The organism is Streptomyces sp. NPDC045695 (genome assembly GCF_056432025.1).
Genome location: NZ_JBWKJU010000007.1, coordinates 139,440 through 153,370, shown reverse-complemented (window position 1 = coordinate 153,370; position 13,931 = coordinate 139,440). Strand labels below are relative to the sequence as shown.

Here is a 13,931-nt window from a genome sequence, read left to right as displayed (position 1 = left end):
GCTCACCGAAGGAGAGATTCCAGTGGTAGACCGCAAGCCGCCGCTCGCGCCCGAGGAGCTCCGCTCCCTCGTCGCCAGCGGTGAGATCGACACAGTCGTCCTGGCCTTCCCCGACATGCAGGGGCGCCTCCAGGGCAAGCGGTTCGCCGCACAGTTCTTCCTCGACGAGGTCCTCCGGCACGGCACCGAGGGCTGCAACTACCTGCTCGCCGTCGACACCGACATGAACACCGTCGACGGCTACGAGATGTCCTCCTGGGACCGGGGCTACGGCGACTTCGCCATGCACCCCGACCTCGCCACCCTGCGCCGCATCCCCTGGAACCCCGGCTCCGCCTTCGTCCTCGCCGACCTCGCCTGGAACGACGGCTCGCCCGTCGTCGCCGCACCCCGGCAGATCCTGCGCCGTCAGCTGGAGCGCCTCGCCGAGCACGGGTACACCGCGATGGTCGGCACCGAGCTGGAGTTCATGCTCTTCCAGGACACCTACGAACAGGCCTGGAACGCCAACTACCGCGGCCTGACCCCCGCCAACCAGTACAACATCGACTACTCCGTGCTCGGGACCGGCCGCGTCGAACCCCTGCTGCGCCGCATCCGCAACGAGATGCAGGCCGCCGGCCTGGTCGTCGAGTCGGCGAAGGGGGAGTGCAACCTCGGCCAGCACGAGATCGTCTTCCGCTACGACGAGGCGCTCACCACCTGCGACCAGCACTCGCTCTACAAGACCGGTGCGAAGGAGATCGCCGCCCAGGAAGGTGTCTCGCTCACCTTCATGGCCAAGTACGACGAGCGCGAGGGCAACTCCTGTCACATCCACCTCTCGCTCGGTGACGCCGACGGACACAACGCCATGGCCGGGGACGGACCGGGCGGAATGTCACCGGTGATGCGGCACTTCCTGGCCGGTCAGCTGGCCGCACTGCGCGACTTCTCCCTTCTCTACGCCCCCAACATCAATTCGTACAAGCGTTTCCGGCCGGGATCCTTCGCGCCGACCGCCGTCGCCTGGGGCGTGGACAACCGGACCTGCGCGCTGCGCGTCGTCGGCCACGGCCGCTCCATGCGCTTCGAGAACCGCCTCCCCGGCGGCGACGTCAACCCCTACCTCGCCGTCTCCGGCCTCATCGCGGCCGGGCTCTACGGCATCGAGAACCGCCTGGAGCTGCCCGAGGGCTGCGCCGGGAACGCGTACACCGCCGACTACGCGCACGTCCCCGCCACCCTGCGCGAAGCCGCCGAGCTCTGGGAGAACAGCGAGATCGCCAAGGCCGCGTTCGGCCCCGAAGTGGTCGCCCACTACCGCAACATGGCCCGCGTGGAACTCGACGCCTACGACTCCGCGGTGACCGACTGGGAGCTGCGCCGCTCCTTCGAACGCCTGTAACCGCGCCCGACCGACCCGAACCCCGAACGTCTGTGAGGCACCACGTGTCCGCTGTGCTGGCCCCTCCCCACGTGGAGGTCCTGAATCCGGCCACCGAGGAAACCGTCGCCATCGTCCCGGCCGCCACACGGGACGACGTCGACGCCGCCGTCGCCCGGGCCGCCACGGCCCAGCGTGCCTGGGCGGCGGCCGCCCCCGCCGACCGGGCCCGGCTGCTGCGCCGCTTCGCCGCGGTCGTCGACGGGCACATCGAGGAACTCGCGCAGCTGGAGGTCCGCGAAGCCGGCCACACCATCGGTAACGCCCGCTGGGAAGCGGGCAACGTACGCGACCTCCTCGACTTCGCCGCCGGCGGAGTGGAACGGCTCTCCGGCCGCCAGATCCCCGTCGCGGGCGGCATCGACGTCACCTTCCTCGAACCCCTCGGCGTCATCGGCGTGATCGCACCCTGGAACTTCCCCATGCCGATCGCCGCCTGGGGCCTGGCCCCCGCCCTCGCCGCGGGCAACGCCGTCCTCCTCAAGCCCGCCGAGACCACCCCGCTGACCGCGCTGCGCCTCGCCGAACTCGCCCTCGAAGCCGGGATCCCCGAGCACCTCTTCCAGGTGCTCCCCGGCCACGGGGCGGTCACGGGGGACGCGCTCGTCGAACACCCCGGCGTGGCCAAGATCGTCTTCACCGGCTCCACCCGCGTCGGCAAGCAGATCATGGCCAAGTGCGCCGACCGGGTGAAGCGCGTCACCCTCGAACTCGGCGGCAAGAGCCCCAACATCGTCTTCGCCGACGCCGACCTCGAAGCAGCCGCGGCCGCCGCCCCCATGGCCTTCCTCGACAACACCGGCCAGGACTGCTGCGCCCGCACCCGGATCCTCGTACAGCGCTCCGTCTACGACCGGTTCCTCGAACTCGTCGCCCCCGGCATCGCATCCGTACGCGTGGGCGACCCGCTCGACGAGAAGACCCAGATGGGCCCGCTGATCTCGCGCACCCAGCTGGAGCGCGTGCGGTCCTACGTCACCGACGACCTCACCGCCATCCGCGGCGCCGCCCCCGAGGGCCCCGGCTTCTGGTACCCGCCGACCCTCGTCACGGACGTCGCCCCCACCGCGCCCGTCGCCGCCGAGGAGGTCTTCGGCCCGGTCGCCGTCGTCCTGCCCTTCGAGGACGAGGAGGACGCCGTACGCCTGGCCAACGCGACCGAGTACGGCCTCTCCGGCTCCCTGTGGACCCGTGACATCGGCCGCGCCCTGCGCGTCTCGCGCGCCGTCGCCGCCGGCAACCTGTCCGTCAACTCCCACAGCAGCGTCCGCTACTGGACCCCCTTCGGCGGCTACAAGCAGTCCGGCCTCGGCCGCGAGCTCGGACCCGACGCCCTCACCGCTTTCACCGAGACCAAGAACGTCTTCATCAGCACGGAGGCCTGAAGAACATGACCAGCCAGAGCACTGAAGAGACCGTCTGCCGCCGCCTGGTCGGCCGCACGGCCGTCATCACCGGAGCCGGCAGCGGCATCGGCCTCGCCACCGCCCGCCGACTGGCCTCCGAGGGCGCCAACGTCGTCTGCGGGGACATCGACGAGACCGCCGGCAAGGCCGCCGCCGAAGAGGTGGGCGGCACCTTCGTCAAGGTCGACGTCACCAGCCCCGAGGAGGTCGAGGCCCTCTTCAAGACCGCCTTCGACACCTACGGTTCCGTGGACGTCGCCTTCAACAACGCGGGCATCTCGCCCCCGGACGACGACTCCATCCTCACCACCGGCCTGGAGGCCTGGAAGCGCGTCCAGGACGTCAACCTCACCTCCGTCTACCTCTGCTGCAAGGCCGCCCTGCCCTACATGCAGCGCCAGGGCCGCGGCTCCATCATCAACACCGCCTCCTTCGTGGCCATCATGGGCGCCGCCACCTCCCAGATCTCCTACACCGCCTCCAAGGGCGGCGTCCTCGCCATGTCCCGCGAGCTCGGCGTGCAGTTCGCCCGCGAGGGCATCCGCGTCAACGCCCTGTGCCCGGGCCCCGTCAACACCCCGCTCCTCCAGGAGCTGTTCGCCAAGGACCCCGAGCGCGCGGCCCGCCGCCTCGTGCACATCCCGCTGGGCCGGTTCGCCGAGCCCACCGAGATCGCCGCCGCCGTCGCCTTCCTCGCCAGCGACGACTCCTCCTTCATCAACGCCACCGACTTCCTCGTCGACGGCGGCATCTCCGGCGCGTACGTCACCCCGCTGTAGACCCGCCCCGCTTCCCACCCGGCCGGGCGCCCCACCAGGCGCCCGGCCGTTCCCGTCCCGGACCCCGAACCCGGACCCCGACCCCGAGCCCGCATCCCGAGGAGCAGCATGCGCAGAAGCCGAACCGCCACCCTCGCCCTCATGGCCGCCACCGGCTCCGGCCTCGTCCTGGCATCGCCCGCCCAGGCGGACCACACCTCCTGCCGGCGGGCGGCCGTCGGATCCGGCTGGTACGGGGACAACCAGGCCCGGCTGCAGCAGCTCGTCGACCGGTACCGCAGCTGCGGCCGGCAGCCCAAACCCGTGGCCGTCTTCGACTGGGACAACACCGTCGTCAAGAACGACGTCGGCGACGCCACCATGTTCTGGCTGCTGCGCAACGGCAGGATCCGCCAGCCCGCCGCCCGGGACTGGTCCACCACCAGCCGCTTCCTGACCCCGGCCGCCGCCACCGCCCTGGCCGACGCCTGCGGCCCGCTCGCCCGCCCCGGCACACCGCTGCCCACCGGGACCCCCGAGGGCGCCGCCTGCGCCGACGAGATCAACGCGGTCTACGGGACCGCCGCCACCCGCACCGGCGCCGCCGCCTTCGCCGGCTGGGACCGCCGCACCACGGAGCCCTCGTACGCCTGGCTGCCCCAGCTGATGCAGGGCTGGACCGCCCGCGAGGTCCGCGGCTTCGCCGCCGCCGCCCGCACCGAGAACCTCGCCGCGCCCGTCGGCGCCGTCCAGCAGGTCGGCAGCGGCACCGCCACCGGCTGGGTCCGCTACTACGACCAGCAGAAGGACCTGGTCAACACCCTGCGGAAGGCCGGCTTCGACGTGTGGATCAGCTCGGCCTCCCCGCAGCCGGTCGTCGAGGTGTGGGCCAAGGGCGTCGGCATCGACGCCGACCACGTCATCGGCATCCGCACCACGACCGAGCGCGGCGGGAAGTTCACCTCCCACCTGCAGGGCTGCGGATCCGTCCCCGACGGAGCCGACACGATGACCACCTACATCGACGGCAAGCGCTGCTGGATCAACCAGGAGGTCTACGGGATCCGCGGCGCGGCCGCCGAGACGGTCCAGCCGCCCGCCCGTCGGCCGGTCTTCGCCGCCGGGGACTCCGACACCGACGTCTCGTTCCTGCGCGACGCGACCGCGCTGCGGCTCGTCGTGAACCGCAACAAGAACGAGCTGATGTGCCGGGCGTACGACAACGGCGACGGCCGCTGGATCGTCAACCCCATGTTCATCGAGCCGAAGAAGCAGAAGACCGGCCCCTACCCGTGCGCGACGACGGGCTACGTCGGATCCGACGGCACCAAGGGCCCGGTCCTGCGGGGCGACGCGAGCGTCATCCCCGACCAGACCGACGTGGTCTTCTAGACGCGGCCTCTCGACGCCGTCTTCAGAGGAACGTCCGGCCCTCGCCCCGGTACGTCGCGGCGGTGCCCGTGACCCGGTCCCCCTCGATGAAGTGCAAGGTGTCGAACCGCTCGCACAGTTCGCCCGCCTTCGCGTGCCGGAACCAGACCCGGTCGCCGATCAGCAGATCGTCGGCCGGGCCGCCCAGCAGCGGGGTCTGCACCTCGCCCGCGCCCTCCTGGGGGTCGTAGCGCAGCCCCTGCGGCAGGTAGGGGACCGGCAGCCGGTCGGGGCCCGCCGCGCCGGAGGCCGGGTAGCCGCCGCCGAGCACGGTCACCACGCCCACACCCGGCCGGCGCACGACCGGCTGCGCGAACAGGGCCGCCGGACGCCCGCTGAACGAGGTGTAGTTGTCGAAGAGCCGGGGCACGTAGAGTCCCGACCCGGCGGCGATCTCCGTCACCGCGTCCTCGGCGGCGGTGTGCTGCACGCTGCCGGTCCCGCCGCCGTTGACGAACTCCAGGTCCGGCACCACCGCGCGGACGGCCCGCACCACCTCGGCGCGCCGCGCCGCCAGCTCCCTGCGGGCCGCGCCCTGCATGAGCCGGATGGCCCGCGAGCGCAGCGGCCGGCCGGCCAGTGCGTCGCCGACCCCGGCCACGTGGCCCTCGTACGCCATCAGGCCGACGACCCGGAACCCCGGCCGGGTGGCGACCGTACGGGCCAGCGCGGCCAACTGCCCCGGCTCGCGCAGCGGGGAGCGCCGCGCCCCGACCCGTATCCTGCCGCCGAGCAGGTGCAGGGCGGTGTCCAGCTCCAAGCAGACCCGGATCACCTCGGCGCCCCCGTCCCGGGCCGCGTCGATCAGATCCAGCTGCGCGGGATCGTCCACCATCACCGTGACGGCGCCGGCGAGCTTGGCGTCGTTCGCCAGCTCACCGAACCCGCCCCGGTCCGCGGACGGATAGGCGAGCAGGACGTCATCGAACCCCGACCGGGCCAGCCAGAGCGACTCGGCGAGGGTGTACGACATAATCCCGGCGAACCCGGGCCGGGCCAGCACCCGTTCGAGCAGCGCCCGGCACCTGACCGACTTGCTGGCGACCCGGACCGGCTTCCCGCCGGCCCGGCGCACCAGGTCGTCGGCGTTGGCGTCGAACGCGTCGAGGTCCACGACGGCCAGCGGCGCGTCCAGGTGCGCGGTCGCCCGGTCGTACCGGGCGCGGTCGGCGGCGGGGGAGTTCATGGGCGGCAGCTTGCCAGAGGTCTCTACCGGTGGGTAGGGGTGCGCGGGCCCGACCCCGCCCCCACGCGGGCCGCAGCCCGCCGGGGACCGCACCGGACGCCGCCGGGGACCCCGTAGAGTACGGACAGGCAGCCGTACGGAACGGGGGGCGGAGCCGCCGGATGACCACGACGACACCGCGGACCACGCTCCTGGGCGAGCCCGGCCCCCTCCCGTCCCCCCAGCCCGCGCACGCGCGAGCGCGCCGCCGCCCCGGACGGGTCCTCGCCGCCGCGCTCTGCGCCCTCCTCGGGAGCGGCCTCGTCGGCGGAGCCGGCCTCACCGCCTGGGCCGAACACCGCGCCGCCCACCGGCCGATGCCCGCCGACGCCGCCCACCGCAAGGCAGGGTCGCTGTGGCGGACCGCTCCCGTGGACAGCCTCTTCCCCCCCGTACTCGACGGCCCCGCCACCGGCCCCGGCGGCGCCGACCGCACCTGGACCCGCATCGCGCTCGCCCCCGACGCCGACTGCGCGGCCGCGCTCGCCGCCGAGTGGCAGAGCCTGCTGGCCGCCACCGGCTGCACCCGGGTGCTGCGCGCCACCTACACCGACGCCACCCGCAGTTCACTGATCACCGTCGGCATGGTCTTCACCCCCGCCGACGCCTCCGCCATGACCGCCCTCACCGGCCGGTTCACCGCCCCGCCCGCGTACGGATTCGCCGACGCCCAGCGCGCCGCCTGGGCCGCGACGGTCGTCGGCGAGGCCCCCGTCGTCGTCTACACCGTCTCCGCCTTCGCCGACGGCCGGCCCCTGGACGCGCCCCGCCCCGCAGCCGACCTGATGAAGAAGGACGCCACGGGAGCCGTCGCCCAGGCGGGCCTCGGCCACGAGGCCGGGGCGGTGGCCGACCGCATCGGACACGGCGTGGCGGCCCTCGCCCTGCCGCCCACCGCCTCCCTACCGCCCGCCGCGCCCTCCGCCCACACTCCCCGGGAGGCCGCGCGATGACCCCCCGACGCGCGCTCGGCCGGGGCGCCGCCGTCCTGACCGCCGCCGCGCTCCTCGCCGGTGCGACCGCGTCCCCGGCCGCCGCCGACACCATCCGGGACCGCCAGTGGGGCCTCCTGGCGCTACGCGCCGAGGAGGCCTGGGGCACCACCCGGGGCGACGGGGTCACCGTCGCCGTCCTCGACACCGGCGTCGACGACTCCCACCCCGACCTCGCCGGGCAGGTGCTCGACGGCACCGACCTCATCGGCATGGGCGCCGGCCGCGGCGACAAGGCCTGGGCCCGCCACGGGACCGCCATGGCCGGCATCATCGCCGGACACGGTCACGGCCCCAGCCGCGGCCAGGGCGTCCTCGGCATCGCCCCACAGGCGAAGATCCTGCCGGTGCGGGTCATCCTGGAAGAGGGCGACCCCGGCCGCGCCCAGGCCCGCGCGAGCAAGGGCGGCGCCCTCGCCGACGGGATCCGCTGGGCCGCGGACCACGGCGCCGACGTGATCAACCTGTCGCTCGGCGACGACAGCGACTCCGCCCACCACGAGGCCGGGGAGGACGAGGCCGTCCAGTACGCCCTCGCCAAGGGCGTGGTCGTCGTCGCCTCCGCCGGCAACGGCGGCGAGTCGGGGGACCGCGTCTCCTACCCGGCCGCCTACCCGGGGGTCATCGCCGTCACCGCCGTCGACCGCCGCGGCAGGAAGGCCGCCTTCTCCACCCGCAACTGGTACGCCACCGTCAGCGCCCCCGGCGTCGACGTGGTCATCGCCGACCCCGACCGCGCGTACTACGAGGGCTGGGGCACCAGCGCCGCCGCGGCCTTCGTCTCCGGCGCCGCGGCCCTCGTCAGGGCCGCCCATCCGGAGCTGTCCCCGGCCCAGATCAAGAAGCTGCTGGAGGACACCGCCGCCGACAGCCCGGCCGGGGGCCGCGACGACGCCCGCGGCTACGGCACCGTGGATCCCGTCGCCGCCCTCCAGGTCGCCGAGGCGATGCGGCCGGAGGCGCCGGTGCCCGCGCCGGCCGCGGCCGGGGGCACCTACTTCGGCCCCGGCCCCGAGCCGGTCCGCCCGTCCGAGCGCGGGGCCCGGCTGGGTCCCGCGGCGGCCGCGGCCGCGGGGGCGGCGCTGCTCGTACTGGCCGCCGTACTGGCCCGGCGGCCGCGACGGGGCACCCCGCGCCGGGACGCGCACCCGGCACAGTAGGGTCGGGTAACTGTGGCGAACATGGCGAACAAGAACATTCCCGACCCGGGCTTCTCCGGCGACGACGGCTCCGCCGACCCCCGGCTGACCGCGGCACTGGCCGCCTGGGCCGAGGACAGGACGAAGGAGCCGGAGGTGCTGGCCGCCCTGAAGGGCGCCCGTCTCCTGGTGCCGGTCGTCGCCGTCCTCGGTGAGGTGGAGACCGACCCGCAGACGGGCCTGCGGCGCGAGAAGACCAGCGACATGGCCGTCCCGACCCTGCGGGCGGGCGACCGGCGTGCCCTGCCCGCCTTCACCTCGACCGCCTCGCTCGCGCTGTGGGACCCGGCGGCCCGCCCGGTGGCGGTCCCGCTGCACCAGGCCCTGGCGGCCGCCGCGCACGAGAAGGCCGACACCGTGGTGCTGGACCTGGCCGGCCCGGTCGCCTACCAGCTGACCGGCTCCGCGCTGCTCGCCCTCGCCGAGGGCCGTACGGACGCGGGCCCGCTGGCCGATCCCGCCGTACGCGAGGCCGTACGGGCGGCCGTCATCGCGGAGCCGGCCGTGCTCCGCGCGCACCTCGGCCCCGGTGGGGCGGACGCCGACGGGACCCTCGCGATCGTGCTGGCCGCGGACGCGCAGGCGCCGGCGGCCGCCGCCCGCCGCGTCGCCGAGGCCCTGGCGGCGGACACCACCCTGCGGGCGCGGCTGGTGCGCGGCCTGGACCTGGCGCTGCTGCCGCCGGACGCGCCGGCTCCGCCCGGCGAGCCGCTGTTCGCCCGCTGAACCGCCCAGCTGGGCCACAGAAGAACACAGCAAGGGGCGGGCCCCTCCGTGACCGTACGGAGGGGCCCGCCCCTTGCGGCTTTCTCGGCCCTGCGGCCTTCTCGTCGGATCAGGCGTAGACGGGGCCCGTGAACTTCTCGCCCGGCCCCTGGCCCGGCTCGTCCGGGACGATCGACGCCTCCCGGAAGGCCAGCTGGAGCGACTTCAGGCCGTCCCGCAGCGGGGCGGCGTGGAAGGAGCTGATCTCGGTGGCGCTCGCGGTGACCAGGCCCGCGAGGGCCGTGATCAGCTTGCGGGCCTCGTCGAGGTCCTTGTGCTCGGAGTCCGGCTTGTCCAGGCCCAGGTTGACCGCCGCGGCGCTCAGCAGGTGCACGGCCACCGTGGTGATCACCTCGACGGCGGGGACGTCCGCGATGTCGCGGGTCATGGCGTCGTAGTCGGGGGCGCCGTCGGCAGCGGGGTCGGTGGAGGGTGTCGCGTCAGTCATGCGACCCACGATATGCCGTGCGGCGGGCTTGTAACGGGGGTGCTAGTATGTACTTCGACCGGCCGGACACTCACGTGCCCGGCCCACAAGTGGAGGCTCCGTTCTCCCACCTGACTGCCCTCCGGGGCGGCGGGTCACCCGGTCAGGCGGTATCCATCGTTCCGTACGGACGATGGAAAGCTGCCCGAGTCTACGCCCCGCGGTGTGCATGCGGCGGTGTTCCGGTTGTTTTGGAGCCCCTGCCTGTGCCCGGTGGGGCTTTTTTCATTCTCCCGCCGCGGTAGGTCTGACGGAAATACACGTCAGCGGCTGTCTGCCAGGCAGTCGTGTGGTGCTACCGAGGAGGATCCATCAGCACCGAGCCCCGCATCAACGACCGGATTCGCGTTCCCGAGGTACGGCTTGTCGGTCCCAGCGGCGAGCAGGTCGGCATCGTGCCGCTTGCCAAGGCGCTCGAGCTCGCGCAGGAGTACGACCTCGACCTGGTCGAGGTCGCGGCGTCCGCACGCCCGCCGGTCTGCAAGCTCATGGACTACGGCAAGTTCAAGTACGAGTCGGCCATGAAGGCCCGTGAGGCGCGCAAGAACCAGGCGCACACGGTCATCAAGGAAATGAAGCTCCGGCCGAAGATCGACCCGCACGACTATGACACCAAGAAGGGTCACGTCGTTCGGTTCCTCAAGCAGGGCGACAAGGTCAAGATCACGATCATGTTCCGTGGTCGCGAGCAGTCCCGGCCGGAACTCGGCTACCGACTGCTGCAGCGTCTCGCTTCGGACGTCGAGGACCTCGGGTTCATCGAGTCGAACCCGAAGCAGGACGGCCGAAACATGATCATGGTTCTCGGTCCGCACAAGAAGAAGACCGAGGCGATGGCCGAAGCCCGCGAGGCGCAGGCCGCCCGCAAGGCCGAGCGCCAGGGTGTCGCCCACACCGACGACGAGGCCGCTTCCGAGGAAGCAGCAGTCGAGGTCGAGGAAGACACCGAGGTCGCCTCCGCCGAGGTCACCGAGGCCGCCGCCGACGAGGCGCCGGCCGACGAGACCAACGCCGGGGCCTGATTCCGGGGCAGCCCGCCTCGGGTCACCTATACAACATGACGCTCCCGGAAGCCGGTCCCCGAGCGGGACCGGTGGGAGTGCCACCGACGAGGAGATAACGGCGCTATGCCGAAGAACAAGACGCACAGCGGTTCCAAGAAGCGCTTCAAGATCACCGGCTCCGGCAAGGTGCTCCGTGAGCGCGCCGGCAAGCGCCACCTGCTCGAGCACAAGTCGTCCCGTGTCACCCGCCGCCTGACCGGCACCGCGGAGATGGCCCCCGGCGACGCCGCGAAGATCAAGAAGCTTCTCGGCAAGTGACGTCCTCCGCTCCCCCTGCCGGGAGCGGTGACGTCGAGACCGGGACCCCATCGAATTCGGGCCGTGTGAAGACACCCACGGCCCCGCTACAAGGAGTTAAAAAGTGGCACGCGTCAAGCGGGCAGTAAACGCCCACAAGAAGCGCCGGGCGATCCTCGAGGCGGCCTCCGGCTACCGCGGTCAGCGTTCGCGCCTGTACCGCAAGGCCAAGGAGCAGGTCACCCACTCGCTGGTCTACAACTTCAACGACCGCAAGAAGCGCAAGGGCGACTTCCGTCAGCTGTGGATCCAGCGCATCAACGCCGCTGCCCGCCAGAACGGCATGACGTACAACCGCCTCATCCAGGGTCTGAAGGCCGCCAACATCGAGGTGGACCGCAAGATCCTCGCGGAGCTGGCCGTCAACGACGCCAACGCGTTCGCCGCGCTCGTCGAGGTCGCGCAGAAGGCGCTTCCGGCCGACGTGAACGCCCCCAAGGCTGCCGCGTAAGGCTTCGCCGGCCGCATGAGCGGTCGGCACCCTCGGACCCGCAGGCCCTGCGCCTGCGGGTCCGAGTGCTTTCCCCGTCCCGCCCGCGCCCCGCTCCGCCCGCGCCCGCCCCGCCCGCGCCCCGCGCGCTCCGCACCCCGAGAGAGAACCGCAGAGACCATGGCTGACCTGGGTCACCCCGACGAGCTGATCTCCCCCCGATCCCCCCGGGTGGCCGCCGCCCGGCGACTGGCGCGGCGCAACTTCCGCACCAAGGAGCGCCGGTTCATCGCCGAGGGTCCGCAGGCCGTCCGTGAGGCCGTGGAGCACCGCGGGGCCTCGGGCGCGTCGACCCTGATCGAGCTGTTCGCCACCGTCGAGGCCGCCGAGCGCTACCGCGAGATCGTCGACGCCGCCCTCGCGGCGGGCGCGCGCGTGCACTACGCCTCCGACGAGGTGCTCGCCGAGGTCTCGCAGACCGTCACCCCCCAGGGTCTCGTGGGCGTCTGCCACTTCCTGGACTCCCCGTTCGAGGAGATCCTCAAGGCCGAGCCCAAGCTCGTCGCGGTGCTCGCGCACGTCCGCGACCCCGGCAACGCCGGTACGGTGCTGCGCTGCGCGGACGCCGCCGGCGCCGACGCGGTGGTGCTGACCGACGCCTCCGTGGACCTGTACAACCCCAAGTCCGTACGGGCCTCCGTGGGCTCCCTCTTCCACCTCCCGGTCGCGGTCGGCGTCCCGGTGGAGCAGGCCGTCGAGGGCCTGCGGGCCGCCGGCGTACGCATCCTGGCCGCCGACGGGGCGGGGGAGGACGACCTCGACGCCGAGCTGGACGCGGGCACCATGGGCGGGCCCTCGGCCTGGGTCTTCGGTAACGAGGCCTGGGGCCTGCCGCAGGAGACCCGGGCCCTGGCGGACGCCGTGGTGCGCGTCCCGATCCACGGCAAGGCCGAGAGCCTGAACCTCGCGACGGCCGCCGCCGTGTGCCTCTACGCGTCGGCGCGTGCACAGCGGGCGCCCGGAGGGTGCCGCTCCGTGACCCCCAGCTAGTAATGTGGCGGCCCGGGGGCCCACTGCGCGACTCGGAGATGTGGGGTACGGGGACATGACCGTCGGTACGAACAGTTCACCGGGGGCCGCGGAAACCGCGCCCTCGGGACAGCGCGGCCGCGCCGCCGGGCCCCGGCCCCGAGCGGTGCCCCCGTCGCGGGCCCAGGACCCCGCCGGACCGGCGCGGCCGGACGGGCAGGCGCCGCACGGCGCGGCGGGCGAGGGCTTCGGCGTCGACCCCGACGACCTGCCCGACGGGCTCGTCGTCGCCGACGACACCGGCCGGGTGATCTGCTTCAACGCCGCCGCGGCCCGCATCACCGCCCTGGCGCCGGACCAGGCGCTCGGGGCCCGCATCGACGCCGCGCTCCCGCTGGAGGACCTCGAAGGCCGGCGCTGGTGGGCCCTGACCGACCCGTACGGGGGCCTCGCCACCCGCCGCGGGCAGCCCGAGCGCAACCTCCTGCTGCCCGGCGGCCGCGAGGTGCTCGTCTCCGCCAGCTACGTCCGCACGCACCCCACCGGGCCCCTGCGGCGCCTCGTCGTCACCCTGCGCGGCACCGAGGCCCGCCGCCGCACCGAGCGCAGCCACGCCGAGCTGATCGCCACCGTCGCGCACGAGCTGCGCTCCCCGCTGACCTCCGTCAAGGGGTTCACGGCGACCCTGCTCGCCAAGTGGGAGCGGTTCACCGACGACCAGAAGCGGCTGATGCTGGAGACCGTCGACGCCGACGCCAACCGCGTCACCCGCCTCATCGCCGAACTCCTGGACATCTCCCGCATCGACTCCGGGCGCCTGGAGGTGCGCCGCCAGCCGGTGGACATCGCCACCGCCGTCGGCCGCCACGTCCAGGCCCTCACCGCGAACGGCCAGGCGCCCGAGCGGTTCCTCGTACGCGTCAGCCGCCCCCTCCCCGACCTGTGGGCCGACCCCGACAAGATCGACCAGATCCTCGGTAACCTCCTCGAAAATGCGGTGCGCCACGGAGAGGGAACGGTCACCATCGACGTGTCGCCGCACGAGAAGGGAACCGCCGTCACCGTGACCGACGAAGGCCCCGGGATCCCCGAGGAGTCGATGGGCCGCGTCTTCACCCGCTTCTGGCGGGGGAGCAAGCGCGGCGGCACCGGCCTGGGCCTCTACATCGTCAAGGGCGTCGTGGAGGCCCACGGCGGCACCATCACCGTCGGCCGCGGCCCGGGTGGCGGCGCCGAGTTCCGATTTATCCTGCCCGTGAGCGCCCCGGCGTACCTCACGCAGTAGTCCTGCGGAGGGTCTCGCCAGGCGGCCCACGGGCTCCTTCACCCCCAGCGACCTTTAGACTCGTCCTTTGGCACCTTTGTGTCCTGGTCCGATCAGGTCGATCGAGTCGTCGGGGACCACCAGCCAGCCATCGGAAG

General features: G+C 73.3%; 14 protein-coding genes. 12 read left to right on the top strand and 2 right to left on the bottom strand.

Annotated elements, in window-relative coordinates; translation table 11 throughout:
- Nucleotides 1-22 precede the first annotated feature (22 nt).
- The 4 genes from AC07DU_RS15175 to AC07DU_RS15160 all read left to right on the top strand — a co-directional run bounded on the left by AC07DU_RS15175 (nucleotide 23) and on the right by AC07DU_RS15160 (nucleotide 4,982).
- Complete coding sequence (locus AC07DU_RS15175) at nucleotides 23-1,387, top strand: glutamine synthetase family protein (protein ID WP_479111713.1); 1,365 nt, start codon at nucleotides 23-25, stop codon at nucleotides 1,385-1,387.
- A gap of 44 nt (nucleotides 1,388-1,431) precedes the next feature.
- Nucleotides 1,432-2,811, top strand: coding sequence for an aldehyde dehydrogenase family protein (locus tag AC07DU_RS15170; protein ID WP_453372456.1), 1,380 nt, complete (start codon nucleotides 1,432-1,434; stop codon nucleotides 2,809-2,811).
- 5 nt (nucleotides 2,812-2,816) lie between these two features.
- Entirely contained in the window at nucleotides 2,817-3,611 is a 795-nt protein-coding gene (locus AC07DU_RS15165) for a 3-oxoacyl-ACP reductase (RefSeq protein WP_361954106.1), read from the top strand.
- Nucleotides 3,612-3,719: 108 nt separating this feature from the next.
- Complete coding sequence (locus AC07DU_RS15160; protein WP_479111711.1) at nucleotides 3,720-4,982, top strand: haloacid dehalogenase-like hydrolase; 1,263 nt, start codon at nucleotides 3,720-3,722, stop codon at nucleotides 4,980-4,982.
- A gap of 22 nt (nucleotides 4,983-5,004) precedes the next feature.
- Here AC07DU_RS15160 and AC07DU_RS15155 read toward each other — a convergent pair whose 3' ends face one another.
- On the bottom strand, nucleotides 5,005-6,207 hold the full coding sequence (locus AC07DU_RS15155; protein ID WP_479111709.1) for an amino acid deaminase/aldolase: 1,203 nt from the start codon (nucleotides 6,205-6,207) through the stop codon (nucleotides 5,005-5,007).
- 161 nt (nucleotides 6,208-6,368) lie between these two features.
- Here AC07DU_RS15155 and AC07DU_RS15150 point away from each other — a divergent pair, with 161 nt between their 5' ends.
- Genes AC07DU_RS15150 through AC07DU_RS15140 form a run of 3 tightly spaced genes read left to right on the top strand, consistent with a single transcriptional unit; the run spans nucleotide 6,369 to nucleotide 9,163 of the window.
- Complete coding sequence (locus tag AC07DU_RS15150) at nucleotides 6,369-7,199, top strand: hypothetical protein (RefSeq protein WP_479111707.1); 831 nt, start codon at nucleotides 6,369-6,371, stop codon at nucleotides 7,197-7,199.
- On the top strand, nucleotides 7,196-8,398 hold the full coding sequence (mycP, locus tag AC07DU_RS15145) for a type VII secretion-associated serine protease mycosin (RefSeq protein WP_479111705.1): 1,203 nt from the start codon (nucleotides 7,196-7,198) through the stop codon (nucleotides 8,396-8,398). The genes AC07DU_RS15150 and mycP overlap by 4 nt, the downstream gene beginning before the upstream one ends.
- Before the next feature lie 21 nt (nucleotides 8,399-8,419).
- Nucleotides 8,420-9,163, top strand: a complete 744-nt coding sequence (locus tag AC07DU_RS15140) for an SseB family protein (RefSeq protein WP_479031560.1) — start codon at nucleotides 8,420-8,422, stop codon at nucleotides 9,161-9,163.
- A gap of 109 nt (nucleotides 9,164-9,272) precedes the next feature.
- Here AC07DU_RS15140 and AC07DU_RS15135 read toward each other — a convergent pair whose 3' ends face one another.
- Complete coding sequence (locus tag AC07DU_RS15135) at nucleotides 9,273-9,650, bottom strand: DUF1844 domain-containing protein (protein WP_360887497.1); 378 nt, start codon at nucleotides 9,648-9,650, stop codon at nucleotides 9,273-9,275.
- A gap of 326 nt (nucleotides 9,651-9,976) precedes the next feature.
- Between AC07DU_RS15135 and infC the strand changes: the two genes are divergently transcribed.
- From infC to AC07DU_RS15110, 5 genes are all read left to right on the top strand, one after another.
- A complete protein-coding gene (infC, locus tag AC07DU_RS15130) occupies nucleotides 9,977-10,711 on the top strand; it encodes a translation initiation factor IF-3 (protein ID WP_360887494.1) in 735 nt (244 codons plus the stop codon).
- Between the two features lie 105 nt (nucleotides 10,712-10,816).
- Nucleotides 10,817-11,011, top strand: coding sequence for a 50S ribosomal protein L35 (gene rpmI / locus AC07DU_RS15125; RefSeq protein WP_030387121.1), 195 nt, complete (start codon nucleotides 10,817-10,819; stop codon nucleotides 11,009-11,011).
- A 103-nt stretch (nucleotides 11,012-11,114) separates the two neighbouring features.
- A complete protein-coding gene (gene rplT, locus AC07DU_RS15120) occupies nucleotides 11,115-11,501 on the top strand; it encodes a 50S ribosomal protein L20 (RefSeq protein WP_007263143.1) in 387 nt (128 codons plus the stop codon).
- A 168-nt stretch (nucleotides 11,502-11,669) separates the two neighbouring features.
- Nucleotides 11,670-12,530 carry a TrmH family RNA methyltransferase gene (locus AC07DU_RS15115; RefSeq protein ID WP_360887987.1) on the top strand — a complete coding sequence of 287 codons (861 nt, stop codon included), beginning with the start codon at nucleotides 11,670-11,672 and terminating at the stop codon, nucleotides 12,528-12,530.
- A gap of 55 nt (nucleotides 12,531-12,585) precedes the next feature.
- Nucleotides 12,586-13,794, top strand: coding sequence for a sensor histidine kinase (locus tag AC07DU_RS15110; RefSeq protein ID WP_479111703.1), 1,209 nt, complete (start codon nucleotides 12,586-12,588; stop codon nucleotides 13,792-13,794).
- Nucleotides 13,795-13,931 lie beyond the last annotated feature (137 nt).